The following is a 25926-nucleotide window of genomic DNA, read 5'->3' as shown; positions in this document are numbered from 1 at the left end:
GGCACCCGCGTTTTAACGCCGCGTGCCTGCGGGGGTTACCCGGGCGATCAACGTGACACACTAGGATCCCCGTGTGGGACAAGTTCCGCCGATACATGCTCGGGTCACTCTGCCTTCCTGGCTATGGGGCGGCAATCCCGAGCAACTCCTCGCTGAATCGGACTATCGGTCACGCCCGGCTGAGGACGGTTCCTTCTTCGTCCAGACAACGGAGTCGTACCACCGTCAACGGCCCGATCTCGTCCGACTGCGCACGATAGCGAAGCCGGGTGACTCTTCGCCTCGGTGGGCCGACTTGGCGAATTACGCAGAACGAGTTTCCGTCGAAGCGCCGGAGCAACTTGGACCCGCCCTTGAGCGACGTCGGATGAAGGCCGAGGCGGGAGGCGGCTTGCTCGATGTCATCAACCATCAGCAGCTTCTGCTGCTCGTGATGCCGGTCCAGGACCTCCCGGTGCAAGCCCGGTACTTCATCGAATTCCTCAAGTCTGTGCGCTTCGACGAGGACCCAGACCACGGGCCGTTTCCCAACACTGGGGTGCACGTTGTTGACGTGAACGAGGCTCTAATGCACCGGCTCAAGATTGCGTCAGTCTGGCTTCGCATGGAACAAGACGCACGTCTTGGCATCGGGGACGCCGCTCACCTCCAGGAACTGGCCGCCGGCGCCGGTCAAGCGTTCGAGTCTTCCTCTGGTCTCTACAGCGGCGTCATGCTGTTCGACGCCTACCTCGGGCCACTCCTCGCAGCTGGCACCCCCGGCATCTGGGCCATCAACGTCGTAAGGTCCTTCGGTTCGATCATCTTTGATCTCGGTACCTTCATTTCTGGAACCGAGGGCGATGCAGTTGAAATGCTGCATCTCATCTCCGTCCCTGGGGCTGACGACGCCGTCAGATTCCCCAAGCTTTCGGCCCAAGCGGGACATGAATCTCTGCACTGGTGGGTGGATCGCCTAAATGCCCTCTTCGGGGTACTGAGCGACCTCGCCACGTTTACGAACGGAGCGGGCGACTACCGTCCAGCGAAGCATCTCGAAGCGCTGCTCACCATCGAGCAGGTCTTTCGGCGTACGACGTCGATGCTGGTAGCACATCGCGACACGAATGCGCGACGGACGCTCCTCTTCAGCGTGCTGGACTCGCTCGAGGGTGTCCGCGGCACCAACTTCTTGACCATGTGCAAGCACAGCCACGCGGAGAAGGTCCTCGAGCGACTCGAGGCTTCGGTACCGCGACAAGCAGGGGAAGTGCTGCTTCCCGCCGCCAGACGAGCGGTCAGTGCACTACGCGCGATGCAAGACGGCTTCTTTATTCGCCGTCAACTTGGAACCGAGAAGGTCGAACTTCAACTCAGCAGGTCTGAATCTCAGTCGCTATCGGCAGAGGACGCCGCCGCGCGCTATCTGAAGGTTCTGCGGGACGCGACGCACGGACACGGCGCCGAGAAGGAGTCGGCGAAGGCCATGACCGACGCTCTCCTGGCTCATCACAATGGCGACATCCCTCATGACCTCGGCCTACTCGGGTACCTGTACTTGCTTGATGTCCTCAATCACCCGGAGCGGGTGAGTCAACTTCTCTACCGCAACGGCCGATAGGTGAAGCAACGGGCTACGCACTGGGCGCCTACAACGCCGGCGCCGAAAGGTCGCGCTTGCGGGCGCCGGTCGTGCCTCCCACCTGTGCGTTGAACGCCGACGCATCAACGCGGCGAGTGCGTTCGAGCATGCGTCTATCCACCGCCAGTGGGGCGCACCAACTGTGTCGAGGCTTGAGGCGGTGGTGGACGGAAGCGCGAGTGGCCGATGCTGCGCCGAGCGGCTGGAGCGCTGCGGACACCGGATAGCGACCGGCTGCGGACGCGACGAGCCTGAGACACATGGCCCTTCAGTACTGCTTCCCACATCCACCAGTCCCAGATCATCACCTCCGATGCGATACGTCGGACGATGGGCTCGTCTGCTCGGGCGTCGTCGTGGTGACAGCCCTCGGCGCCGACGCGACACCGACCGAGGCACGTCAGGCACACTGCAGGTGTGTCCGACGCTCTGCGCAATCTGCTCGCCGCGCCGCCCGATCTCCCGGTCACCGCCGGCTTGGCCGCTCTCGACCAGGCGCTTCGTGCCCACGGAGCCGCGGTGGTCCACGCACCGCCGGGCACCGGCAAGACGACCTTGGTCCCGCCCGCGGTCGCCGAGGTTGTCGCCGGACGGGTCGTCGTCACGCAGCCCAGCCGCATCGCAGCCCGTGCTGCTGCCCGTCGGCTGGCGCACCTGCTGGGCGAACCGGTTGGCGAGACGGTCGGATACTCCGTGCGCGGAGACCGACGCACCAGTCGACGTACACGTGTCGAGATCGTCACGACCGGCCTGCTGCTCCGGCGGATCCAGCACGATCCCGAGCTGGTCGGCGTCGGGGCCGTCGTGCTCGACGAAGTGCACGAGCGCCACCTCGACGCCGACCTGACCTTGGCGCTGCTCATCGACATCCGGGCCCACCTGCGTGAGGACCTGTCCCTGGTGGCGATGTCGGCCACCATCGAGGCCGAACGGACCGCCGCCCTGCTCGGTGTGGTCCACACCGCTCCGGTGATCCGCGTCCCGGGTGCTCTGCACCCGGTTCAAGCGGTCTGGTGCCCGCCGCCTGCGGGGGTGCGCCGCACCGACGACCGGGGTATCACCCCGGCCTTCCACGACCATGTCGCAGCGACCGTACGTCGTGCGCTCGTCGAGCACGAGGGTGACGTCCTGGTCTTCGTTCCGGGTGTCGCGGAGGTCGAGGCGACCGTACGCCGCCTTGCCGGGGTGGACGCGTCCGTCCACGCCCTGCACGGACGTCTGTCCGGCGCCGAGCAGGATCGTGCGCTCAGCGAAGGCCCGCGTCGACGAGTGATCGTCTCGACCGCGGTCGCCGAGTCCTCGCTGACGGTACCTGGGGTACGTGTCGTGGTCGATGCCGGATTCTCGCGCGAGCCGCGCACTGACCACCGTCGCGGACTGGCTTCTCTGGTCACCGTCGCGGTGAGCCGGGCAGCGGCCGAGCAGCGGGCTGGTCGGGCCGGACGGCTGGGGCCGGGCGCCGTGCTGCGTTGTTGGTCCGAGGCGGAGCACGCGCATCTGGCCGCTCACCCGGAGCCCGAGATCGCGACCGCCGATCTGACGGCCTTCGCCCTGGAGGTGGCGTGCTGGGGCAGTGACGATGTGCACGACCTGGCGCTCCTCGACCAGCCACCGGCGCATGCGATGTCGGCAGCCAAGGAGGTGCTGGTGGATCTGGGGGCGATGACCGAGGACGGGAGAGCCACCCCGCGGGGCCGGGTGATCGCCGGCGTACCGGCCGATCCCAGGCTGGCGCGTGCCCTCATCGACGGGGCTGGTCTCGTCGGGGCCAGGCGCGCCTCAGAGGTGGTCGCGATGTTGAGCGAGGACGTGCGCGCTCCCGGCGGGGACCTGGTTGCCGCGCTCCGGTCGCTGCGCGCCGGACAGGGGGCAGGCTCGTGGCGCGGCCAGGTCGCCCGGTTGGAGAAGGTCGTCGGGAAGCAGGGCACCGACGGCCGAGCACTCACCGATGACGTGGCGGTGGGGCTGGTGGTGGCCCTGGCGCATCCGGGCCGGATTGCGCGCAAGCGCTCGAGTTCCGCGAGCTACCTGATGGCGTCCGGGACGGGCGCGGCGCTCGATCCGCGTGCTTCGGGGCCCTTGGTCGGACTGGAGTGGCTCGCGGTCGGCGACGCGGAGCGGCGGCCCGGGCAACGTGAAGCACGGATCCGGGCGGCGGCCCCGCTCACCGAGGACCTCGCGCTGGAGGCGGCCGGGTCCCTGTGGACCGAGGTGGACGAGGTCACCTGGACCGGAGGGCGGGTGCTGGCTCGCCGACGTACGCTGCTGGGTGCGATCGAGGTCCGCTCCGTCCCGCTCAGCGATCCACCGGCCCACGCCGTGACCGACGCCATCCGAGAGGCGGTGGCGAGGGAGGGAATCGCTCTCTTCGCCTGGTCGGAGGCGGCCACGGCGCTGCGCGCCCGCCTCGACTTCCTGCACCGTGCGCTCGGTGACCCGTGGCCCGATGTGAGCGACGTGGCACTGACGCAGAACCTCCAATCGTGGCTCGGGCCCCAGCTGGCGCGGGTTCGCTCGGCCCAGGATCTTCGTCGCGTCGACGTGGCTGCCGCGCTGCGGGCGATGGTGCCGTGGCCGCAGGCAGGCAGGCTCGACGATCTGGCTCCCGAGCGAGTGCAGGTCCCCAGTGGGTCGAGCGTGCGGATCGACTACTCCGCCGAACAACCGGTGCTCGCTGTGCGAATCCAAGAGGTCTTCGGCTGGACCGCAGCGCCGGTCCTCGCGGACGGCCAGGTCCCGCTCCTGCTGCATCTGCTCTCCCCCGCGCGACGCCCAGCAGCCGTCACCGCAGACCTGGAGTCCTTCTGGGACAACGGCTACCCCGGCGTTCGTGCTGATCTGCGCGGGCGCTATCCCAAGCACGCCTGGCCGGAGGATCCCCGCAGCGCACCAGCCACCGCGCGTACGAACAGTCCCCGCCGCCGAAGATGAGCGGCGGGTCGGCTCGCCTGGAGGATAGCGTCTGGGTGTGCCCAGTCCTCGCCGATCCAGTGCTCGTCGCCGCGGCGGGCGTCCGCGCCGGAGCGGGACGCGACATCCGAAGCGGCCGTTGCCGGCCGTCGGCCCGGGCGAGCGGCTGTGGGTGCTCGACGTCCCCTACGGCACCCAGGTCGAGGGCGCCACGTGGCACCCGGGAGTCAAGACCCACCTGTACGTCGGGCACGCTGTGCCGGCGCACCTCGCGCCCTACGCTCCGGGTCCGCACACGCTCGGTCGGTTCATCGAGCGCACCCTCAATCCCGACCTTCCGACGCAGAGCCTCGAGGCGACCGACGCCCTCGAGCCGCGACGGATCCAGTACGAGGCTGCTGACGCCATCGCGGCGCGCGCCGCGGCGGGCGGGCGGCAGTTCCTGCTGGCCGATGAGCCCGGCGTGGGCAAGACGATCTCCGCGGTCCTCGGGGCGACAGCGGTGGGCGACCTCCGCGGTGCGCGACGGGTGCTGGTCGTCGCCGACCGTCCCGCCGCGATCACGATCGGCCACTGGTGCCGCACGATCACGGCGCTGGGCGACGGCGGTCTCGAGTGGGTCGTGATCACATGGGACCGCCTGGAGAAGGTCAAGGATCACGCGTGGGACGTGATCATCGCGGACGAGGCCCACGCGCTGCGACGTACGACGACGAAGCGGTGGAAGCTCTGGGCGCGGATCTCGGGCCACGGGCGGCCGCACGACAAGGCACCCTTCGTCATCGCGACGACCGCGACGCCCGGACACACACCGCTCGACCTGCCATATCTCGCCCCGGCCTATGCGCAGGTCCTCGGCGAGCCGATGCAGGAGTGGACCTCGGCGACCCAGCCCGGCGCCACGTTCGCCACCGCGCTCGAGCGCAACGGCGTCGGGGTCGAGCGCGGACGCTACGGCGCAACGTGGACCGCCGACCCGGCGCGGCGCGCCGCGGACCTCAAGCTGGTACGCGGCTGGCTCGAGGACGAGCGGCCGCCCGCGATGCTGCACCGCGCGGCGCCGTGGGGGCCGGTGCCGATCTCCGGCATGCCGGTGGCACTCACGCCGTCGGAGCGGACGGCGTACGAGGCCGAATGGGGAGAGTTCTGCCGCGAGATGGACATCGCCCGGCGTGGCCGCAATGTCGCGAAAGGGCGGGCAGCGCTGCTGCGCTTCCGGCAGAAGGCCGGGCTGATACGCGTCGACTCCACGGTCGCCTGGATCGTCCAGCAGGTCGAGGCCGAGCGACAGGTGGCGTGCTCGGTCGAGTTCGTCGCGACCGCCGCCGACCCGATCGTCGACCGGCTGCGTGACTCCGGCCTCGAGGTCGCCACGATCTACGGCCGCGACCGGTTCGATGCAGAGGCCGAGCGGCTCCGGTTCCAGACCGGGCAGGCGAAGGCCTGCGTCTTCACCACGGTCGCCTCGATCAGCCTGCACGCCGGCGAAATCCTCGCCGACGGTCGCCGGGCTAGCAGCGAGCCGCGGGTCGGCGTCTTCCACCAGGCCCGCTTCTCGGGTATCGCAGGACGGCAGGTGACCGGCCGCACCCACCGCGACCACCAGCTCTCGCCGTGGCACATCGCGTACGCCGAGGGCACCGTCGAGGAGCAGGTCGGCAGGTTGATGGTCGAGCGGATCGCTGCGGCCTCTGCCACGGTGGGAAGCGACATCACCGGCCTCACTGCCCTCGCCCAGCTCCTCGGCGCCGACTGGCTTCCCTCCACCACCCTGACCGAGGACGGCGCCTGACCTCTCGTCTCATGCAAGGCACACCGGCACCGTGGAGAAACCCATGCAGAGGTGGCGCGGCATTCCGCCGCGAGCGCGCTACATCGCCGCGATGGGTCACTCACCGAAGGGGCGGGCTGTCGAGGTCTCCCTTCCTATGGCGTCGTCGTGGCGAGGAGGCGTCGCGCACGACGACCCAGATCGCTCAGATCCACCCGACCCTCCTCAGCCGCGGCCGCCAGACGCGCGGCAAGGTCCATTGCCTCGTCGAGCTCGGGTGCGGCGACCGCGGACTCCTGGCCCATATCGCGAAGGATTGTGATCTCGGTCCTGGACGCGATCAAGGGGTCGGTGACCCCGTCGATCCAGACTCGAGTGCGGCGGCCATCGCCGCGTTCCTCCCCGGTGATGCGCTCCAGGGCGAAGATACGGTCGGCGCGCGCGAACTTTCCGAAACCCAATGCCACCATCCGGGAGTCCGATGCCATGTAGTCATCTTGCCATTACGCATCGAACTTTGATCTGGCGTGCAACCCCGGCTGACAGAAAGGGTCCCGCGTCATGCCGCCGCGACGAGCGCGTCAGTAGATGAAGATCGAGATGTCCGATTCGGCTTCCTCGATCGCGCCACGCAAGCCCGGCTCGTCGCGCATGCGCTGCAGCTCAGACTGCACAAGCGCCACATCCAGTTGCGTACAGGGCGGCACCAGGATGCGTCACACCGCCGCTATTTGCCCGGTCTTTGCATAATCACCTGGTTGGCACACGTTGCAGCTGGTCCTTCTTCCCCTTGACCTGATGGAACTTCTTCATCAACTTGTGCGCTTCGTCTTGACTCAGGGTCGGGTAACCCTCGACCGCGTCCATGAAGACCCCCTTCAACGGGCCGTACGAGGTGGTAAGTTCCCGAGCCCGTCCAGCCATCTCTGAGTAGTTGCGCACATTCGGGAATACGGCACAGATGGCTGCGACAAGTGCCGGGAGTGCCAGTACGAGGCTCAGCCAGGCTGGACCGTCACTCTGCGCGACAGGATAGATCGAAGCACCGGTAACTGCTGCCAGGACTCCTGCTGTAATCGCGAATCTGTCCGCCTTACCCTGCTCGCGACTCGCGTACCGAGGCAACTCGTCGGTCCAGTGCGTGACGCTGCGCAAGCACTCCTCAAGGTTCTGAAGCGTGATGGCAATGTTCAGGTCATCGACGTCAATCGCGTCGACACTGACGTGCTCGTTTCCGGTGGAAGCCTTTGTCGTCATATCGTCCTCCGTCGCGATCGATTCGGCTCTTACTTCAGAGCACCTCATCTCGGTCGGGAAGGCAGGAGTCGGAGGTCATCCGCAGTCCGGTCGGAGGTCCTCCGTAGTCCGGTCAAGATGCCCATTCCAGTGGCCCTGATTGCAGGGCCAATTCCAGCGAGGGGTTGAAGTGCGATCTTCACAGAACTCATTGACAGCGTGACCAGTACGTTCAGCGGATCGCGCGCTCAGCGGTGCAGCCATTCTGCCAATGAAGGACGAGGCCTACGGAGCATCGGCCGCGATGCCATAGCGCAACCACACCAGTGAACCGCGACCACTTTCGACCAATGACCCGCGTCGCGCAGCGACTTCCAAGCGCCGACACGGCCGCGGCCGTCGACGACCGCCAAGATCGGCCCGGCGGGCGCTGGGCCGGGCAACTCCATGTCGGCGAGCGCCAACTCCTGAGCGAGGATTGTGTCTGCCCCTGCCAGGGTGACATCCTCGCGCCACACTGCGGCCAGTTCATAGAAGCGACCCACGTCAGGTTCGAAGCCCGCAGTGGATCCATCAACTGACACGGCCACGTGCACCACGACGTACGGCCGAGTGCGAGCAGCGCCCTCCTCCGGGTTGTTCATCCTGGAACGGTACATCGAGCGAGACCGGCCACACCGCCGCGCCAGATGCGTCATTGCGCCGGTTTCAGTGCGATAGCGCCCTACCGTCGCGAGCGGACATCCGAGGAGATCTCCGTCCAGCACAGACAAATGTCGGACCCGGCCCGACGAGGCCCGAGAACCCCAAAGGTTGGCGATGGCGTCGCCGTACCCAGAGGAGTAGACAGGGAACTACCGGCGGTGCCGGTCGGGCACTGCCCTGTTCTAGAAAGGAGCGGGCCGTGTACGCACGTTCCAGTACGTTCCACGGAAACCCCGGCAACATCGACGCGGGCATCGCATTCGTCAAGGACGAGGTCGGGCCCATGCTCGACAGCATCGAGGGCTGTCGCGGCCTCTCGATGCTGGTCGACCGCGAGACCGGGCAGTGCATCGCAACAAGTTCGTGGGAAGACGAGGCGGCCATGCGCGCCAGCGATGAGCAGCTTCGCCCGCTGCGCGATCGAGGGAAGGACATCCTCGGCGGCTCCATGCAGGTCGACGAGTGGGAGATCGTCGTCATGCACCGTAGCCATCACGGCGAGTGTGCCCGAGTCAGCTGGCTGCAGGGTGACCTCGACGCCATGGCCGAGACCTTCCGGGTAGGGATCCTTCCCGAGCTCGAGGAGACCGATGGATTCTGCAGCGCCAGCCTGCTGATGAACCGGTCGTCCGGCCTGGGTTGCGCCACCACAGCCTGGGAGTCCCGCGCCGCGATGGAAGCCAGCCGCTCGGCGGCCGACAACATGCGCAGCCGGGCCGCGAGCGACGCTGGCGGCGAGATCGTCGACGTGCACGAGTTCGACCTCGCGTACGCGCACCTGCATGTCCCTGAGATGGCCTGACGTCCACGTCTCTTCGCCGAGCCTGCCCTGGCCGGGCTCGGCGACCGTGTCGGTGAATCCGCTGACGAGCCCCGGGTCTGGGAGGACACTGACCGTAGGGGGAGTTTTGATGAAGCGAGGAGCCGCGGATGAGTCGCCAGATGACCATCACGATCCACGATCCTGATGTGGAGCGTCTCGATGAGCTCAGCTCGGTCTTGCGGCGGGAGTTGCTGGACCTCGGCGTCGATGATGTCGAACGCGCGAGCGCGGGCGAGGCGCCTGCTGGCACCCGTGGCATCGACGTCACGGAGATCGGGGTTCTGCTCGTTGCGTTCCGGGAGTCACTGGTCGCCGTGACCGCCATCGCGGGGGTGATACGGGGGTGGATGTCCTCTACTCGCGGGGCCAACGCGGTCGAGCTCACTATCGGCGACCAGACACTCAAGATCGACTCGGCGTCGCGGGAGCAGCAGGATCGACTCATCGATGAGTTCGTCGCATCCCTGCACGGGTCAGGGAAGCCGGATCCACCTACTTCCGCACCGGTGCCATGACCTCGGGTCGGCGCAGCGCGCTGGTGGTGGCGAACGATACGTACGACGACCAGCGGTTGAGCAGGCTTCGCGCGCCCGCCACCGACGCCGAGCAACTGGCAGGCGTGCTCCGGAACGCCGAGATCGGGGGCTTTGAGGTCGAGGTGTCACTCAACGAGCCGGAGCATGTGGTCCGGCGCAAGGTCTCGAGCTTCTTCGATGACCGCGGGCCGGACGATCTCCTCCTGCTGCATCTTTCGTGCCACGGGGTGAAGGATGAGGACGGGAGGCTCTACTTCGCTACGCCGGACACCGAGATCGACCACCTGGACGCCACGTCCCTGCCCGCCGACTACGTGAACAGGCAGATGACGAAGAGTCGATCCCGGCGCATCGTGCTGTTCCTGGACTGCTGTTACAGCGGCGCATTCGCGCGCGGGATGATGAATCGCGGCGATGAGCGCATGGACATCATGGAGCGTTTCGATGGCCACGGGCGGATTGTGCTGACGGCTTCGAGCGCGATGGAGTACTCATTTGAGGGCGACCAACTTGCCGGCCAGGGCAAGCCGTCGGTGTTCACCTCGGCTCTGGTGGAGGGTCTGGCCACCGGCGAGGCGGACCGGGATCGTGACGGTTATGTGTCGGTCGATGAGTTGTACGACTTCGCCTTCGACCGAGTGCGGACCGTCACGCCGTCGCAGACTCCGGGCAAGTGGGTCTTCGACGTGCAGGGGGACTTCCACATCGCCCGCAGCAACCGCCCGCCTGAACCGGTGGACCTGTTGGCCGACTTGCGTGGCGCCGTCTCGAGTCCGTTCACCAATGTGCGTCTCGGTGCAGTGGAGGAGCTGGCGGCGTTGCTGGACGACGCGGACTCCGCACGCGCCGCCGCGGCCCGCATGGCGCTGGACGACATGGCTGAGCACGACACACAGCGTGTCGTGCGAGGGTCGGCCGACCGAGCTCGTACGCCCGCCGAGGCCTCGCCCCAACCGTCACCGGCCCCACCGGCCGCCCCGGAGCAGCCGACAGTCGTGCCGCCCCCACCAGATACACCCGCACCGGCGGCCGAAGCCGAAGCCGCTGTCGCGCGCGAGCCCGAGCACAGGCCGCGGCCGGTGGCAGCTACCGAGCCCCAGCCGCCCGCGTGGGTGCCGGCCGCCGCGTCAATAGCTGCCGTGGCGCTCCTGGCCGCGATTCCGTTGCCGATGCTGGCCGAGGCCCCGACGTCGTGGAACTCGTTCGCGGTCGTCACGCCGTTCGAGGCAGGGCTTGCCGCCCTTGCTCTCCTCTTCGCTGCAGGCCAGCTCCGCCGTGAGCAGCTGGCTACAGCCGACGCAGCAGGACTGTTCATCGTGGTCGGGATCCTCATGGGCGCCGCCGGCATCGGACTGGTGAAGTTCTCCCTCGAGGACATCGGCGCCATCGGTGTTGTTCTGGGTCTTCTTGTCGTGTGCGGCGGAGTGGGGGCTGTCGTGGCAGGCCGGGCGTGCTTGAGCGTGTCGCCGAGGGATCGCGACCTTGGTCCGGTCGAGCCCGTCTGGGTTGTATCGGCCATGGCGGGCGCTGGACTGGCCACCCTCGCGCTGTTCATCCCCTACGACGGCTTCAGCTCGTACTGGACCGAGGTCGAGGAAGGCGCAAGCGCCGAGTTCATCTTCGAGCCGGCGGCAGTGGTCGGATGCCTGGCCTTCGGCATGCTGTCTCTTTCCTCCCGGCGTCGGTTCGCAACCGCCGTCCTCATGTCTGCCGGTGCCCTCACCGCAGTCCACTACGTCGGGGTCGTCATAGCGGCCTGGGTGGCGATCGGCGAGGAAGGCGAGGTACGTTCCGCCGGGTGGGTCGGCATTGCCGGGGGCCTGCTGACCGCCTTCGCTGCATGGCAGATCCAGCAGTCGCTGACACGGGGCGGCGCGGGGTCTGGCACCACCTGACCCCGACTGACTCCCGGATACAGCTAGGAGTAGCGGTGGCTCTTTGCCGCGTGGCCCTGCTCGCGTGTGCAGGTGCGTCCATTCATCGAACGGTGGCCACACAGCGCCTCGGCGGGCGACGGCGGAGAAGCCGTCCTGGCGGCCTGGGCCTTCGCAGGTCGAACCGCCGATCTGGTTGGCGTCGAGTCGTCGGTCGACGCATCTTGCCTTTCGCGATACCGGGCCTCGCGCATCGCCCGCATTGCGGCGTCCTTGCTCATTGTGTAATCACCTGACGAACTCTAGGCGTGCGTACCGATAGTCTCGTTCAGGCGCGGCGCCGACAGCCGCCGCTTCCCATCCCGGCAGCGCGAGATCCATGAAGGCGACCTCCGCGGTCAACCTCGCCGCGTCGTTTCGCCGCGAGGCGGACTCAAGGGCGTTGAAGCGCGCCTGCCTGGTCAACCCACCACACCTCTATGCCTGCCGCCGCCAGTGAGCCAACAGTCTCTGAGTGCAAGTCCCGGTAGCGTGGAAAGTCGGGAAGGGCTATCACGCTGCGCCAACTGGGCTCCTTCCCGCGAAGTCGCATTGCCGCAAGGACGGCTTGCGAATACCAATGCCCAGCTTGAGTACTGGGGTGCGTTCGTTTCGGCTCGAGTGCGCGCGCTGGATCCGCGTACGCGCGGCTCGGGAATCCCTTGACCTCGATGCCGACCGTCTGTCCGTCCCGGGCAGCAATCACGTCGATGCCGTGCTCCTTGGTGGCCGGGTTGGCAACGGAGAGGATGCGCCAGCCGTCGATCGCGAGCGCGGTCACCAACACGGCCTGGACGTTGGCTTCGGCGTACCATTCACCTTCCGCCTGCGTCGTCTCCATGAGTTCCGCTTCGGACGAAGCGGGGCCCAATGTAGAGGCACCGGATTCGACCGAACTGGCAGCGTCGTCGATCCTCAGTTGCTGCCTGCTCGCCGTGTCCGCGGCGCCCCCGGCGCGCCAGCTCTCGATTTCGTCAAGCGTGGCTAGCCGAAAGAGTCCGCGATCGATACGGGTGAGGAATGGCTCCTTCTTAGCGAACCAGGAACGGTCGTCTGTGTTCCAGCAGGCTCCACGGAGGTGTGTACGCACGGTTCGGTCTTTGGCTTGCGACGGTGCATGTCGTCGAAACCACGAGAGCGCCTCCTGAGACGTGAAGGGTCCTGACTGCGTTGCGGCGTACTCACGCAACCGGTCCCATACCGTCGGCGACTCGTTCACCTCCACGGGGTCCAGACTTCCATACGTCCGCGATGCCTACGAGCCCCAAGAGACATCGGTCCGGCTTAGGTGTTCTCGCCGACCACTCGCGTCATTTCGCCGCGTATGGGCCGGAGGAGCTTGGGCTGGCGTGATCGGCGTTCGCGACGTTGCTCGGCGAACTCCTGCACTGAGGCCGGCGTGAGCAGGGATTCGGCTGAGGATCTCGATGGAATCGATCGCTATCGCGATGGTCAAGTTTGGGTCATTGACCGCGTCAGGTGGCTGCACGACGCCGCGCAGGAGACCGCCACGGCGCACCAGACCAGCAATTGACGGTTGGTGAAAGTGGGAACTACGAGGGACCATCGACCCTCGAGCTGGAGCAATCGGGCGGATGCTAAAAGGTTGCCCCGCCGGTCCTGCGTCGATGGTTGACTGCGCTGCGGAGGTCAGCACGGGAGATCGCGGCATACCCTGGCGGCGCCATCCTTACTGGGTCGGCGCGCAGGGAGCGACGTGCGACGGCTATGAGGGGCGTACGTCCTTCGCGCTGGAGTGGCTCGAAGATCTGGCGTGCCTGGTGGGGCTGGAGGCCGTCTGCGGGGTCGATGCGGGGGAGGGTGTTGCGGACGAGGTAGATGCGGGTGTTGAAGCCGTGCTCGATGGCCCGGTGCAGGGCGTTGTCGACGTGGCGGAAGAGCTTGTCGAGGTTGCGGAACGCATCGACATCGATCATCGCGCCGGCGGGGATGGTGATGAGTAGACGTGTGGCGTCGGCGCTGTGCTGAGTGGCGCTGGCGCCGGTGCCGGCCAGGCCGCCGGCGGTTCGGGCAGCTTTCGACACCTTGGCAAGGTTCTGCTCGCGTCTGCGGAACTGTGCCGCCTGTTCGGGTGCGATGTCTCGGGCGCGGAGGGCGGCGAGGTTGGAGAGTTCGCGCTGGGAATCGAGCAGGTGCCGAAGGTTGGCCATCGAGGGGACGGTCTTGAGGGAGCTGAGGAGGCGGTGCTCGGCGGCGAGGACATGGGTGATCGTGCCTGCGTCCGGGGAGATCTCCGGCTGCGGTGGGTGCCACCCGCGCCAGTCGATGTTGTAGTCGGGGATGCCGTAGCGCGCCTGGCTGTGGGTTGCGCAGTCGTCGATGTGCTGGTCGAGGCCGCGTACGCCCTTGAGGCGCTCCCATCCCGGGAGGTTGCGGTAGCGGTGGTCGAGGACGCGCAGGGCTTTGGTGATGTCGGCGATGTCGCCGACGAGGGTGACCCACTCGCGGTGGGGGAGGATTCCGCCGCCGAGGCCGCCGGCGAGGTCGTGCTCGGCAAGGGCTGCTGCCTTGGCCGCTCGGCGCCAGTTTTCGAGAATGCCGATTTCTTGAGGAGAGGCGAGCTCGCTCAAGGATGGCAGCGGTCCAGGATTGCGGTGCCGCAATCGGGTCAGTGCTCTGCACAGCCAGTCCGGTGGCTCATAGAGTTCCGGGCTGCGCTCGGCTTTCGGGTTCGGGTTGGCCTGCTCGAGTGCTTGTTGACACCACGTCAGTATGGTCCGCCGGTAACGGAGGATCTGCTTGGTGAACTCGATCTGTCGGGACGTGGCGCCATGTGGCGGGTGCGTTCGGCTGATCTCGAGGAGCAGGCGGTAGTTGACTCGGTACTGGCCGAGCAAGGTGACGAGTGCGTTGCGGAGTTCACCGCCGTTCTCGCCGTACATCACGACCGCCCGGTGCTGCCGTTCACCGTGGTGTCTGTCTCGCGGGCCTCGAGGAGAGCTGCGAGGACGAGTTCGATCTGGAGGGCGTCGACTCCGTGGCGTACGAGGTCTTCGATGGTCTTGACCGCGAGGACGTAAAGCTGATTGGCGGGCAGCAGGCCGGGGAGAATCTCTTCGTGTGCCGGGGACTGGTCGCCGTGGACCAGGTCGAGTTGGAGAAGTACGCGTTCGTAGGCGATGGAGCCCTCGACGGTGCGGGCGTTGTCGGCGAGCGCGGCGAGGTAGGAGCGTGCTTCGGCAAGGGTGACGGCGTGTGCGAGCAGCATGACGGTCTCCGTTCGCGGAGTGGGTGCTGAGAAAGGTGCAGGCTGAGCGACGGTGCGCTCTTGACGGCGCACAACCTGGTGGCCTGTGGAGAAGCCGGTCCGGGCGTGGGCCGTAATGGAGCGGCGTACGTTTCAGTTCGTGCTCTTGCGAGCGGCCGCGTCTTCGGCCAGAAACTGTTCGAAGTCAGCGCGGCGGTTCGGGATCGGGTTCTCGGCGGTGGTGCCTGCGTCCGCCTCACCTGGCCAGGGCGTCTGGCGCGTTGGACGGTCGCGGTCGATGCGCGTGCCGCAGGTGGAGACCCACTCACGCAGCCGCGCGCGGGCCTCGGTGAAGTCGTGATGCCACTGCAGCGGCGCGGAGCCTGAGGAGTTCGGGTCGTAGCACTCACGCCAGTGGGTCTGGAGCGCGGAGAGCTCCCACACAAGCTCGTCGTGGCGGTGCCACAGGGGAGGGACGATCGTCGCCGGCAGCCCGTAGGTGCGACGCAGCCAGTCGACCCACTCGTCGAGATCGCGCCACTCCGCCTCCGCCTCCTCGGCGGTGAGGCTGTTCCAGTCGATCGGACGTGCGGGTTCAGGGATCTCGAGATTAGTGCGGTCGGTGGGGAGTTCGTCGGCGTCGTCCTCAGGCGGGTGCCAGGGCTCGGGGTCGGGCTCAACGGGGGCGTCGGGGGTATCAGACATGGCGCCGCTCAGATCGCGTGCAGACTCGGGGCTGGCATCTGGGTGGCTGGCGGAGGCGTTGGTGGTGTGGGTGATGGTCCGCGGGCGACGGTGTAGCGGGTGCGGTGCGCATCGTGTCCGATCTGACGGGCGATGAACTCCTCGCGCTGCTCGACGGCGCCGTTGCGTTCGACCTGGTACTCGTTGACGTACCCCGAGGCGATGATCTGGTCACCGACCTGGAACTGGTTGTATGCCTTCTCGGCCTTCGTCCCGAACATCGCCATGTTGTGGAAGGTCGGATCGAGCTTGGTGAAGTTCCCGTCGGCCTCCTTGCGGTAGTGCTCGACGCCGACGCGGGCGAAGAACCGGGCGATGCCGGTATCGCCGAAGGTCAGATTCGGAACGGTGGCGATGAACCCATGCAGGCTCATCTGGGTCGGGATCGTCATGACGTCCTCCTGCGGTGCTCGCGGCCACTGCGGTCGTGGCAGCTCTCGGCGATGAGGTGCGCATACCTGCCCGGCGGCCCGTGGGCGACGTGAGTGGGACACCTGGCTGAGGAATCCGCCGCACCGGCGGAACGCCCAGCGATCCATGGAGCCAGCCGATGTATCTCCGACGTGGTCTCAGCAGCGCCGCCCTCGTCGCGGCCGCGACGTCTGCCTGCGCGTCTCCACTGGCAACAGGCGAAGACGGCGCAACTTTCACCGTGGCTGGCGCAAGGAGCGCGATGCTCGTGGAGAGCGACCTTCCCGGCGAATGGCGTACGACGGAGGCACCTGCCCGTAGCGACAGCTCGATCTATGACTCAGGGGGCCTGGAGTCCGAGTGCGGCGAGGCCACAGGCCAGGTGCTGGAAGAGGCCTCGCGCTGGGCCGATGCCGATGTCGCCGTCGAGGGGACATGGCAGTCATTCGGTGGTGACATGACGCTGAAGCAGGAGATCGTCGCCGACCGTCAGCTCGACGCTAGTCACCTCGTCGCGCGTCTCGTGCGGCAGACTCACGAGTGTTCGGACGTCCTGGTGGCTGCTGACGGCATCACAGTCGAGTCGCATCTGCGTAGCTGCAGCCTCAGCGGCGGCGTGCGAGGCGTACAGATCGTGCAGACATGGGCCGCGAGCGACGGTCGCTCCGGCTCAACACGGCTTGCGTACGTCGACGCCGGCCATGCCCTGATCGTCATGAAACTCACGGGTGGAGATGACGACAGCACCTGCGACCACGCCGTCTTCGACCCCGTGGTCACCGCGGCTGCGGCAAAGCTCGCCCGATAGCGGTCAACGGCGCAGAGTCCGCAAGGCCTGGACCTTTACCTGGCGCTCTGGACTCGGTAACAGGTCGGTGCCGTATCCAGCCCGGCCGAGCATCACGCGACTCGGGATCAGGACCGCGGCGGATCTGATTGGAATATCGACAGATCTTGAACGCCGGCCTGGTCGGGTTCGGCGACGAACGGTCTTCGTGCTGCTGCGGGCTGTCGAGGCATCGTTCCCGCTCCGTTGATCCCTGAGGCCGGAAACTGTCTTCGTAGCGATACGCACGGATCAGTCACGGATTGAGGCGCCGCACCGAATGTCGGAGATGTGGCCCGCCACCTCTCACTGGGAACGCGGGCGCGCTCGTTGCTCGTCTGCTTGGTCGCTGCTCCGACGAAGGTTTGCTTGGCGGGCCGTGCAATGGTGGCGGCGTGAAGATCCCCGTTCCCGACGTTGCGCTTCGGATGCTCAGCCGCCAGCTCGGCGGCCCGGCAGGACCACTCGGTGCCGTGGTCGCACGCCTCCTCAACAAGGGCAATCGCACCGCAACCGAGTCCGCCGTCAATGCCCTCAAACTCGGAGGAAACGAGATGGTGGCCGACATCGGCTTTGGCGGCGGCGTTGGGCTTGAGCTGCTTCTTGCGGCGGTCCCGAACGGACGTGTGCAGGGGATCGAACCGTCGACCGACATGCTCGCGCGTGCACGCCGGACTTTCACGAATGAACTGCGGTCGGGACAACTCGTCCTGCATGAGGCGGCGATGTCGTCGCTTCCGATCGCCGATGCGACTCTCGGTGGCTGGATCAGCCTCAACACGATCTACTTCATCGCTGACCTGGAACCCGCGTTCGCTGAGCTGGCACGGGTCCTTGCTCCAGATGGCCGCGGCGTTCTTGGCGTTGCTGATCCGGACTGGATGGCCGCTCAACCGTTCGCCAAGCACAATTTCACGCTGCGCCCGATCAACGATGTCATCGGCAAACTCCGAGAGGCAGGATTCGTCGTCGAGCGGCTCGAGGTTGACCGCGATGGATCTACGTACAGCCTCCTGGTCTGCACACGCTGACCATCGCACCGCCGGACCCCTCGCCAGGTGAAGCCGCGAGGGAGGTGGGTCTGGCGTCAGAAGAGGGGATAGTCGACGAAGGTGAAGGTGTCGTCCATCAGGAGTTCTGCTCGACCTTGCTGTCTGACCTCGAGCAGGACAACCAGGATGACCGCCACCGCGATCATGATCTGGCGAGCGCGGGGTGACCAGGTCACCCGGAGTGTCGGCCAGCGGCAGGTCACGAGGCCGACGGCGCCGCGGAGCAGGAGAGCACTCACGGCCAGCACGGCGAGGATCCCGAGCGGGTTGTAGTTCCAGGCTGCTGCCCACTGGCCGAGTACTGTGTAGCGGGCCGCGCGGGTGCCGCCGCAGAGTGGGTCCATGATTCCGAACCAGTGAGTCGGCGGGTGCAGATCGATCGGCGGTAGGCCGAAGACGGCCATCGCTACGGCGAGGGTGACGAGTCCGGTCGCGCCGAGGGTGACCCAGCGATACGGATCGCGTGGCTCGATAGTCAGTCGGACCGCGAGGCGATGCGTGGTCGGGGTGTTCATATGCAGGTCCGTGCGCCGAGCGCTGCAAGCGCGAACCCAACGAGCAAGAAGGCGCTGAAGGCGTGGACCGGCCACAGGCTCGTCCGCGAGCGGCCATTCGTCGGGGTTATCATGACGTGGCGCGCCGTCGGAACCATGATCGCCGCGTCGGCGTGAGGTCGTGTTCGGTTGCAGGGGTGGCCTCGTATCCGGCGTCGCGAATGGCGTCGACGACTCGGTCGGGCTCGCACACAGCCGGGTCAAGGGTGACGGTGGTGAGCTTCTTCTTCAGCGAGGTCGTCGAGGACGTCACGCCGTCGAGCTCTTCGACGGCTTCGTCGATGAGGATGCTGCAGCTGGTGCAGTGCATTCCGGACACGCGCCAGGTGTGAGTGGTGGTCGCCACGGGTCTCTCCTCTGTCTCAGGTGACGGTGATGGTGCCGGAGTACATGCCCATCGAGCATGAGTAGTCGATTTGGCCGGCCTTGATGACGCCAAGGTCGATCGGGGTGTCGCCGGTTGCTGGCAGCACCGCCTGCACGCCAACGGAGGGGACCTCGAGCGCGGCCACACAGCCGAAGGCATCTTGCGACCGGAAGATCAGGGTGGTTGGGAAGCCGGACTTCAGAGCCAAGTTCGCGGGGCTGTAACGGCCGGCAGTGACCGTGATGACGCCCGTCTGAATGCCTTCGGTCACTGTGACCGTCGAGGCGTCCGGAGCGGCGGCCTGGCCGATGCCGACGGCGCGGGTGAGGTTCTGGGCCGCCAACGGGGAGCCCATCAGGGTCAGCCCTCCGTTGAACGTGTACAACCCGGCAGCGAAGACCACGAGGCCGGTCGCAGTCGCCAGTCGACCTTTCCAAGAGGTGGCGGCTTTGTTGGCGGCGTACCCGATGAGGGTGAACAGGGGAGCGGTGCCGATGACGAACACGGACATCGTGGTGGCGCCTTGCCAGGCCGAGCCAGTCGTCATGGCGATAGCCATCACTGAGATGGTGACGCCGCAAGGGATGAGGATGGCGGCGAAGCCGAGGATGGCCGGGGCAAAGGCGCTGGTGGAGCGGGCGCGGATGCGGACGAGGCGTACCCACGAGTCCGGGGGAGACAGGGTGAAGCCCTTGAACCCAGGCACGCCGAGCTGGGCGAGGCCGAAGGCGACGATGAGCAGCCCGGCCAGGATCTGGACGGTTGCGCGCAGGTGAGCGGAGAGCTCGATGGCCGAGCCGAGGGCACCGAGCAGGGCCCCGAAAAGAGTGTGCGATACCAGCTTTCCGGCCAGGAATCCGGCCACCGGAGCAAGGTCATCGCCAAGCTGTCCGCGCCAGGAGCCGGCTGGCTGCGAGATCGCCGTCGCGGTAGCGCCCGGCCCGTCCTGCGGGGTCCGGCCCTTCTTGGGCGTCGCTGCCGCCTCGGCGCGCTGCTGTCGCGTGACGAGCCCGGCGAGGAGGCCGCCTTGGACGGCGGCGCACGAGACGCCGCCAGCGAGGAGGCCGGTAAGAAGTACAGCCCAGAGGTTCACCAGATCCACTCCGCCCGCAGATTGCTCGTCAAGGTGGTGCTCAAGAAGACTCCGATCACGGTGGTAGGGCATCGAGGTGCGTGGCCTAGGAGGCGGTTACTATCGCAGATAGTAGATAATCGGAGGTTGCGTGTCGGGGCCAGGGCCCAGCAAGCGCGCGCTCACGCTTAGGACGTTCTCTTGCAGGATCCAACAAGCGACGATCCCGTCGTCGTTCCTGGGGCCGCCACCGCCAGCAACGGCCTTCGGCTGTGTCACATCCCGACCCTTGCTGTGCGCCCCCTGACCCGGCCTCGCCATGGGGCTGGGCGGCGGGCCCTGGCGAGCCTGCTGCTCGTCCTCGTTGCGGCAATCGTCTTCGCGACGCCGGCGCATGCACACGCGACGCTCCTGTTCACCACGCCGAGAGTCGATGGTGCAGTTCCCGACTCCCCGCCGGAGGTCCAGCTCGTCTTCGATCAGCCCGTGGTCCTGACGAGATCGACCCTGACCGTGACCGGACCTGATGGGGCGACGGTGCCGCTCGGACAGGTGACTTCCGGGCATCAGGGGCAGACCGTGACGGCGCCGGTGGGTACCGATCTCGACACGGGCGAGTACGTAGTCGAGTGGTTGGTCACTGCCAAGGATGGCGACACCATGACCGGCGAGTTCCGATTCGCCGTCGGCTCGGGGGTCGGCCTCGGCCAGGCCGCGGTCACGACTGGCACTCGCGCTGCCGGACTCATCACCGCACTCAGATGGCTGCTCTTCGCCGGCCTCGCGCTGTTCCTTGGCGGTGTCGTGGGGGACGGGCTCCTACGCCGTACCGCGGTCGGCGTCCCGACGCCGCGCCCTTGGCTCGTGCAGGGGGCGCTCATCTCTGCGCTCGGTGCCCTCGGCCTCGCTCTCACTCAGGCTGGCGGCGGATCCCTCGTCCAGGGAGTCCTCGACCCGTCGGTGTCGTCCATGCTCGCTTCCGGGCCTGGACGGCTCGCCGCACTCGAACTGCTCCTGCTGAGCATCACCAGTCTCCTCCTGCTGGTAGCCCGTCGAACGGCACGCACTGCCCCGCCCGTCGTCGTGCCCACTGTCGCGTTCACGGTCGGGGTGGCCGTACTGGAGGGCCTCCGCGCACACCCGGACGCGATGCTCCCCGGGTGGGGCGCGGCAGTGGTCACGGTCCACCTGATCGCGGCCGTGATCTGGGTAGGCGCCCTCATCCACGTCGTCCGCATCGCTTTCGCTCGACGCCGCGCGGGGCAGGCCACTCTTGCCATCATCGTCGCCTACGCCCGGATTGCACTGTGGCTGGCGGTCGTAGTCGTCACCGCGGGTACTCTCTCCGCGCTCGTGGTGATCCCTCTTGGTGAAGTGCCCTCGGTGATCCCAGGCACCACCTACGGCCGCTGGCTGATCGCCAAGCTCGTCCTCGTCGCGCTCGCCCTCGCCCTCGCGGTGTATGCCCGCTGGCACATGGCCCGCCGCAGGAGCCAACCTTTGGCGGCGGTACGCATCGAAGCCGTGGTCCTGGCCTGCGTCCTGGTCACCTCCGCCGCGCTCACTGCGCTCGCGCCACCGGCCCCAAAGGACCTGCCCCTGCCATTCCCGCCGCCCGCCGTCGGACCTGTCGTCGCCGTCGGCGACCGCGCCGGGTGGATCGGTATCGGTGCCACTGCCAGCCAAGGCCAGCTCGTGATCCGTCTCTCGACACCCGATACGACCGGCGGCCTCGACCCAGCGGCCGCCGAGGACTACAGCCTCGTCGGCAACCTCGCCGCCCCGGATGCCACCGAACATCAGCTGCGGTTCCGCCACTGCGGGGCCGCGTGCTTCGTCGCCGCTGTCGACTGGGCCCCTGGGCACAGCACCATCACTCTTGAGGCCGACGCTGAGCGGTTCGCGGGCGGCAGCGCGGCCGTCGTCATTCCGTGGCTCCCCGCGCAGCGGCCCGAACTCCTCCAGGCCGCGGTCAAGGCCACCGGCGCCGAACGACAACTCGTCGTCTACGAACAGGTCACCAGCGACACCAGGAGCGGACTCGGCGACCTCACCGGACTCCCGATGGCCGGCGATGAGTACGTCGGTGTCGGCCCCTACGGCTCCGGCAGGGCACCAATCGTGGTCCTGCTCGACCGTGCGGACGGCGAGCGCACCATCGCCCTCGGATACCCGGGCGAGGCGACGTACGTCCGTCTCACGCTCGACCACCACGACCGCATCATCCGCGAAGTGCTCGCCGCGCCCAACCACCTCGTAACGCGTACCCTCGTCTACCCCGACCATGAGCACCGTTCCTGAGTCTCCTGAGTCGGTGCGGCCTTGAGTCGCGCAGCCTGCTCTGTTTCGGATCGTCTCGGCGAGGATCCTGGCGATGGCCGCGATCACGCCTTCGACGATGGTGCAGGCAACGGTGGTGCCGACATGAGATCGATCGCTGGAGTACGTACGAGGCCGAGGCACGAGAGAACCACCTCACGAAGCAAATGGATGAGACGCGACGAGAACTGACAGATAAGAGTCGCCTGCGGATAGTGCGGAATGTCACGTCGTGGTGTCAGGGTTTCTTCAGGGTCGACTGTTAGTTTGGCTGCGCCGGACCATCAAGGATGATGACGCAAGGAGGCGTATGGGCTCGCGGGCTGACTCGGCGTTCGCCTCCCGTTTCCGTTCCTTCCCGTTCTCTGGGGGTCGGCCGCGCGTGGTGGTGGCTTTGGTTGCTGCCATGGTGTTTGCGGTGCACCTGCTGAGCATGCACAGCGGGCATCACGGCGATGCCGGTCATGACGTCGCGGGGTCTGTGGACGAGTCCGCAGCGCTGTCGGTCGCCCATGTAGATGGGGTTGATCGTGGGTCGGTCGAGCATGATCACGACCGGTCCTCTGATCAGCCGTCGGTCGGCGACGGCGGCCCCGCTGGTGAGCTCGACGTCATCAAGGTCGAGCACCCCCATGGCGAGGTGGAGTGTGGCGAGATCACTCAGTCGCGTCTTGGGGTGGCTGCTTCGGAGTTGATTCCGGCGCTGGGGTGCCTGTGGGTAGTTCCGCGCCAGGGTGGTCTCATCGAATCGCAGCGGCCTGCTGATCTGCCGCGATGGACCCCGCATCTCGTTCGCGAACTCGGCGTGCAGCGGGTGTAGGAGCCCGGTGTCGTTTCTTGACGACGCCCTCCTGCCCCTCTTCAAGCACTTTCGACTTCATGAACGAAGGAACTTTGGCATGCCCGAAAACATCCACAACTCCCTCACCACGTGCGTCGGCAACACTCCCTTGCTGCGTCTGGGACGTTGCTTCCCAGACCCGGATCGGGAGGTGATCGCCAAGCTCGAGATGCTCAACCCCGCGGGGAGCATGAAGGACAGGCCGGCCCGCTTCATCATCGAATCTGGACTGGCCTCAGGTGAACTGCGGCCCGGGATGCGGCTGGTGGAGAGCACCTCCGGGAACCTCGGGGTCGCGCTGGCAACGATGGCCAGGCTTCATGGGTTGGACTTCACCGCCGTGGTCGACCCCAAGACCACCTCGACCAACCTTCGGCTCCTCCAGACCGTCGGCGCGGATGTGGAGCTGGTGACCGAGCGCGACGAGAGCGGCGGCTATCTGCACACTCGGGTTCGGCGGGCACAGGAGCTGGCTGATGCCAGTTCGGACAGTGTCTGGGTGAACCAGTACGCCAACGATCTCAACTGGCGCGCCTACTACGAGACGACCGGCCGCGAGGTCCTCGAGGCGATCCAGACCCCGGTGGACTATCTAGTGGCGGCCGTGTCGACCACGGGTTCGATCCTGGGGCTGGCTCGACGCCTTCGCGAGCGCTATCCCGCGATGCAGGTGGTGGCTGTCGATGCGGTCGGGTCGGTCATCTTCGGTTCCCCAGCGGGTCCGCGTGAGATCCCCGGGTACGGCGCCAGCCGGGTCCCGGAGCTGCTCAGCCGCACGGAGATCGACCACGTGGTCCACATCGACGATGCCCGAGCTGCCCTGGGTTGCCGGCACCTGGTTGCCACTGAGGGTGTCCTCGGTGGCGGTTCCTCGGGTGCGGTGGTCGCAGCCATCACGCAGTTCCTGCCGACCACACCGCCCGGCAGCCGCATCCTGACGGTGCTGCCGGACCGGGGGGAGCGCTACCTCGACCTGGTCTATGACGACCAGTGGCTCGAGATGGTCTCCACCGTTGGCGGCGCATCTGATCAGCGACTGGATGCCTCGACTCGGGCATGACTGAGCACTTGACCCTGCGGCGGACGGACATGGGGCTGCTGTGGGTATCCCAGTTCGTCAACACCGCCGGGCTGATGGCGCTGGTGCCGATCATGCCGCTGTACATGGCTTCACTCGGCGCCTCCGACGCCACCGTCGGGGTCTGGGCGGGGGCTGCGATCGCGGCCCCCGCCCTCCCGCTGGCGATCACCACGCCACTGTGGGGTCGGCTGGGTGACCGTATCGGTCCCAAGTGGATGGTGGTCCGCGCCCTGGCGGGCCTGTGTCTGGCGATGGCTCTGATGGCCGCCGCCGGCAGCCCGCTGGCGTTGCTGGCCGCCCGGATCGTGCAAGGCACGTTGGGCGGTGTGGTCGAGGCCGCGGCGGCGTACGTGGGGTCGGCTGCTTCCGAGGGCAGCCGGGGTCGCGCACTGGGACGCTCCTACAGCGCCACCGCCGCCGGCGCCCTGGCCGGCCCGGTCGCCGGCGGCACCCTGGTGGCCACCGGTGATCTCAGACCGCTCCTGATCGGGATCGCCCTCGCGGCCCTGCTGCTCGGGTGTGTCTGCACGATCCGCCTGCGGAACCCCCACGATCCAAGACGACCACCCAACGGGACCGAACCTGCGCGCGCCGCTCTCGTGTCCGTGTGCGCGCGGATCGGCTGGATCCCGTTGGCCGGGGGATTCCTCGCATTCTTCGGCGTCTACGGTCTGATCCCGATCTATGCCGCCTTCCTCACCGAGCTGGTACCCGATCCGCAGCAGGTCGGACCGTGGGTGGGCGGGCTACATGCGGTGATGTGGGCCGGAACCCTGGTCGGCTCACTGTGGTGGGGCCGAGTCAACGACAGAACCGGTCACCCGTTGCAGACGTTGGTCATCGCGAGTGGTGTCACGGCCGCGACCGTGCTCGTCCAGGCAATGGTGGGCTGGCTACCGGCGCTGGTACCGCTGCGATTCATCCAGGGATTCTGCTTCGCGGCACTGGCACAGTCACTGATGTTGTACGCCTCCCAGAAGGCCGGCCCCCACGAACGCGCCGGGTACGTCGGTGCCGCCAACAGCTTCCTGCTCGGTGGGCAGTTCCTCGGCCCGCTCTCGGCCGGGAGCGCGATGGCGCTGCTCAGCCCGTCCCTCGGCGTGCTGATCACAGGGATCTGCGTGACCGCCGCGGCTCTGCTCGTCTTGGCCCCGGTCATCGCAGCCGCCCACGGATCCAGCAGTGACGCCGCCCAAGCGGCGGCGACACCGTTCGCCTCGAGGCGCCGCCGTACCCGGCCGGTCGGTCGACACGCAGCCCCTCGTCGATCGCGGCACCGCAATGGAAGCAGGGCGGGACGGCGGATACGCGGTGAAGGTCCGGGGCGGGCCCCGGCCTTGCCACCACATGGAGTATCCGCACGGCCCCGCGAGCCCCGACCGAGAGTCGACCGACGAGTGTAGTCCTGGGGCAGAACCACTTCTCGCGGAACACTTCCTCTGGCCCGACGCGAACCGTCCCGTCGGGCCAGAGGCCGATGTGCCGTCAGCTGGCGGCTGTCTCCTCGCTACCGGCCCGAAGGCCCTCGGACTGGACAGATTGGTCATCCTGCGCTGGGGTCGCGCGCTGGCTGGCAGCAAAGCCGATCTTGGCGTGGGTGCCGTCGCAGAACGGCTTGTTGCTGGATTCGCCACAGCGGCACAAGAAGATCGTTCTGCTCGTGCTGAAACTGTTGCCGTCGTGGTCGACGAGCTGCGCTGGGCCCTTGATCTGGAGTGGCCCGTTGTCCACTGTCTTGATGGTGGTGGGCTTGGCCTGGTTGCTGGGCTGCGGTGCCGAGCTGTCGGTCATGTGCGGGTGCTCCTTCTGCGTTGCTGGTCCGGTCTGTCGCGGTAGACATCCGTACCTTAGGGGGGTATGGTTCCTTTCACCGCGACGGGCATACCATACCGGGGTATGGTGTTGAGGCAAACGAAGACGGCATCGGCCCAGCAGA

At 67.2% G+C, this 25926-nt stretch carries 24 protein-coding genes; 12 read left to right on the top strand and 12 right to left on the bottom strand.

Annotation, left to right across the window (positions count from 1 at the left end; genetic code table 11):
• Window positions 1-391: 391 nt before the first annotated feature.
• From ACFVDI_RS04905 to ACFVDI_RS04895, 3 genes are all read left to right on the top strand, one after another.
• Complete coding sequence (locus ACFVDI_RS04905) at window positions 392-1600, top strand: hypothetical protein (RefSeq protein ID WP_378901180.1); 1209 nt, start codon at window positions 392-394, stop codon at window positions 1598-1600.
• Between the two features lie 438 nt (window positions 1601-2038).
• The gene (gene hrpB / locus ACFVDI_RS04900; RefSeq protein ID WP_378901177.1) at window positions 2039-4552 is read left to right on the top strand and encodes an ATP-dependent helicase HrpB; all 2514 of its coding nucleotides are present in this window, start codon (window positions 2039-2041) and stop codon (window positions 4550-4552) included.
• Between the two features lie 37 nt (window positions 4553-4589).
• Complete coding sequence (locus tag ACFVDI_RS04895; protein WP_378901174.1) at window positions 4590-6323, top strand: helicase; 1734 nt, start codon at window positions 4590-4592, stop codon at window positions 6321-6323.
• A 134-nt stretch (window positions 6324-6457) separates the two neighbouring features.
• Here ACFVDI_RS04895 and ACFVDI_RS04890 read toward each other — a convergent pair whose 3' ends face one another.
• From ACFVDI_RS04890 to ACFVDI_RS04880, 3 genes are all read right to left on the bottom strand, one after another.
• Window positions 6458-6790, bottom strand: a complete 333-nt coding sequence (locus ACFVDI_RS04890; RefSeq protein ID WP_350721227.1) for a hypothetical protein — start codon at window positions 6788-6790, stop codon at window positions 6458-6460.
• A 262-nt stretch (window positions 6791-7052) separates the two neighbouring features.
• Window positions 7053-7559 (bottom strand): hypothetical protein, encoded by a 507-nt coding sequence (locus ACFVDI_RS04885; RefSeq protein WP_350721225.1) that lies wholly within the window; start codon window positions 7557-7559, stop codon window positions 7053-7055.
• Between the two features lie 227 nt (window positions 7560-7786).
• The gene (locus ACFVDI_RS04880; protein ID WP_350721223.1) at window positions 7787-8182 is read right to left on the bottom strand and encodes a hypothetical protein; all 396 of its coding nucleotides are present in this window, start codon (window positions 8180-8182) and stop codon (window positions 7787-7789) included.
• Window positions 8183-8442: 260 nt separating this feature from the next.
• Here ACFVDI_RS04880 and ACFVDI_RS04875 point away from each other — a divergent pair, with 260 nt between their 5' ends.
• From ACFVDI_RS04875 to ACFVDI_RS04865, 3 genes are all read left to right on the top strand, one after another.
• Window positions 8443-9045, top strand: coding sequence for an antibiotic biosynthesis monooxygenase (locus ACFVDI_RS04875; RefSeq protein WP_350721222.1), 603 nt, complete (start codon window positions 8443-8445; stop codon window positions 9043-9045).
• A 140-nt stretch (window positions 9046-9185) separates the two neighbouring features.
• Window positions 9186-9581, top strand: coding sequence for a hypothetical protein (locus ACFVDI_RS04870; RefSeq protein WP_350721220.1), 396 nt, complete (start codon window positions 9186-9188; stop codon window positions 9579-9581).
• Window positions 9578-11497, top strand: coding sequence for a caspase family protein (locus tag ACFVDI_RS04865; RefSeq protein ID WP_378901168.1), 1920 nt, complete (start codon window positions 9578-9580; stop codon window positions 11495-11497). Before ACFVDI_RS04870 ends, ACFVDI_RS04865 begins: the two co-directional genes overlap by 4 nt.
• A 412-nt stretch (window positions 11498-11909) precedes the next feature.
• Here ACFVDI_RS04865 and ACFVDI_RS04860 read toward each other — a convergent pair whose 3' ends face one another.
• From ACFVDI_RS04860 to ACFVDI_RS04840, 5 genes are all read right to left on the bottom strand, one after another.
• On the bottom strand, window positions 11910-12740 hold the full coding sequence (locus ACFVDI_RS04860; protein ID WP_350719653.1) for a hypothetical protein: 831 nt from the start codon (window positions 12738-12740) through the stop codon (window positions 11910-11912).
• A 373-nt stretch (window positions 12741-13113) separates the two neighbouring features.
• The gene (locus ACFVDI_RS04855; protein ID WP_350719651.1) at window positions 13114-14106 is read right to left on the bottom strand and encodes a hypothetical protein; all 993 of its coding nucleotides are present in this window, start codon (window positions 14104-14106) and stop codon (window positions 13114-13116) included.
• A gap of 311 nt (window positions 14107-14417) precedes the next feature.
• Window positions 14418-14744, bottom strand: coding sequence for a hypothetical protein (locus ACFVDI_RS04850; protein WP_350719649.1), 327 nt, complete (start codon window positions 14742-14744; stop codon window positions 14418-14420).
• Between the two features lie 132 nt (window positions 14745-14876).
• Window positions 14877-15428 carry a hypothetical protein gene (locus tag ACFVDI_RS04845; protein ID WP_350719647.1) on the bottom strand — a complete coding sequence of 184 codons (552 nt, stop codon included), beginning with the start codon at window positions 15426-15428 and terminating at the stop codon, window positions 14877-14879.
• Window positions 15429-15436: 8 nt separating this feature from the next.
• Window positions 15437-15859 carry a single-stranded DNA-binding protein gene (locus ACFVDI_RS04840; RefSeq protein ID WP_350719645.1) on the bottom strand — a complete coding sequence of 141 codons (423 nt, stop codon included), beginning with the start codon at window positions 15857-15859 and terminating at the stop codon, window positions 15437-15439.
• Window positions 15860-16140: 281 nt separating this feature from the next.
• On the opposite strand from ACFVDI_RS04840, the gene ACFVDI_RS04835 reads away from it, so the two are divergent.
• Both ACFVDI_RS04835 and ACFVDI_RS04830 read left to right on the top strand, forming a co-directional pair.
• Window positions 16141-16686 carry a hypothetical protein gene (locus ACFVDI_RS04835; RefSeq protein WP_350719644.1) on the top strand — a complete coding sequence of 182 codons (546 nt, stop codon included), beginning with the start codon at window positions 16141-16143 and terminating at the stop codon, window positions 16684-16686.
• Between the two features lie 413 nt (window positions 16687-17099).
• On the top strand, window positions 17100-17735 hold the full coding sequence (locus ACFVDI_RS04830) for a methyltransferase domain-containing protein (protein ID WP_350719642.1): 636 nt from the start codon (window positions 17100-17102) through the stop codon (window positions 17733-17735).
• Between the two features lie 56 nt (window positions 17736-17791).
• On the opposite strand, the gene ACFVDI_RS04825 is transcribed toward ACFVDI_RS04830, so the two are convergent.
• From ACFVDI_RS04825 to ACFVDI_RS04815, 3 genes are all read right to left on the bottom strand, one after another.
• The gene (locus ACFVDI_RS04825) at window positions 17792-18271 is read right to left on the bottom strand and encodes a DUF2752 domain-containing protein (RefSeq protein WP_141780841.1); all 480 of its coding nucleotides are present in this window, start codon (window positions 18269-18271) and stop codon (window positions 17792-17794) included.
• Between the two features lie 109 nt (window positions 18272-18380).
• Window positions 18381-18656 (bottom strand): heavy-metal-associated domain-containing protein, encoded by a 276-nt coding sequence (locus tag ACFVDI_RS04820; RefSeq protein ID WP_141780840.1) that lies wholly within the window; start codon window positions 18654-18656, stop codon window positions 18381-18383.
• 16 nt (window positions 18657-18672) lie between these two features.
• Window positions 18673-19779 (bottom strand): sulfite exporter TauE/SafE family protein, encoded by a 1107-nt coding sequence (locus ACFVDI_RS04815; RefSeq protein ID WP_350719641.1) that lies wholly within the window; start codon window positions 19777-19779, stop codon window positions 18673-18675.
• Window positions 19780-20043: 264 nt separating this feature from the next.
• On the opposite strand from ACFVDI_RS04815, the gene ACFVDI_RS04810 reads away from it, so the two are divergent.
• The 4 genes from ACFVDI_RS04810 (at window position 20044) to ACFVDI_RS04795 (ending at window position 25393) form a co-directional block, all read left to right on the top strand.
• Complete coding sequence (locus ACFVDI_RS04810; RefSeq protein WP_350719659.1) at window positions 20044-22050, top strand: copper resistance CopC family protein; 2007 nt, start codon at window positions 20044-20046, stop codon at window positions 22048-22050.
• Between the two features lie 328 nt (window positions 22051-22378).
• A complete protein-coding gene (locus tag ACFVDI_RS04805) occupies window positions 22379-22888 on the top strand; it encodes a hypothetical protein (protein ID WP_350719639.1) in 510 nt (169 codons plus the stop codon).
• Window positions 22803-23969: a 2,3-diaminopropionate biosynthesis protein SbnA gene (gene sbnA / locus ACFVDI_RS04800; protein ID WP_378901158.1), complete on the top strand. Its 1167-nt coding sequence runs from the start codon at window positions 22803-22805 to the stop codon at window positions 23967-23969. The genes ACFVDI_RS04805 and sbnA overlap by 86 nt, the downstream gene beginning before the upstream one ends.
• Window positions 23966-25393, top strand: a complete 1428-nt coding sequence (locus ACFVDI_RS04795) for an MFS transporter (protein ID WP_350719637.1) — start codon at window positions 23966-23968, stop codon at window positions 25391-25393. Before sbnA ends, ACFVDI_RS04795 begins: the two co-directional genes overlap by 4 nt.
• Window positions 25394-25475: 82 nt before the next feature.
• Here the strand turns inward: ACFVDI_RS04795 and ACFVDI_RS04790 are convergent, their stop codons facing one another.
• The gene (locus ACFVDI_RS04790) at window positions 25476-25781 is read right to left on the bottom strand and encodes a CDGSH iron-sulfur domain-containing protein (protein WP_141780833.1); all 306 of its coding nucleotides are present in this window, start codon (window positions 25779-25781) and stop codon (window positions 25476-25478) included.
• Between the last annotated feature and the right edge of the window lie 145 nt (window positions 25782-25926).

The organism is Nocardioides sp. NPDC057767, assembly GCF_042798275.1.
Lineage (GTDB): Bacteria > Actinomycetota > Actinomycetes > Propionibacteriales > Nocardioidaceae > Nocardioides.
This window is presented reverse-complemented; position numbering and strand designations above follow the sequence as displayed.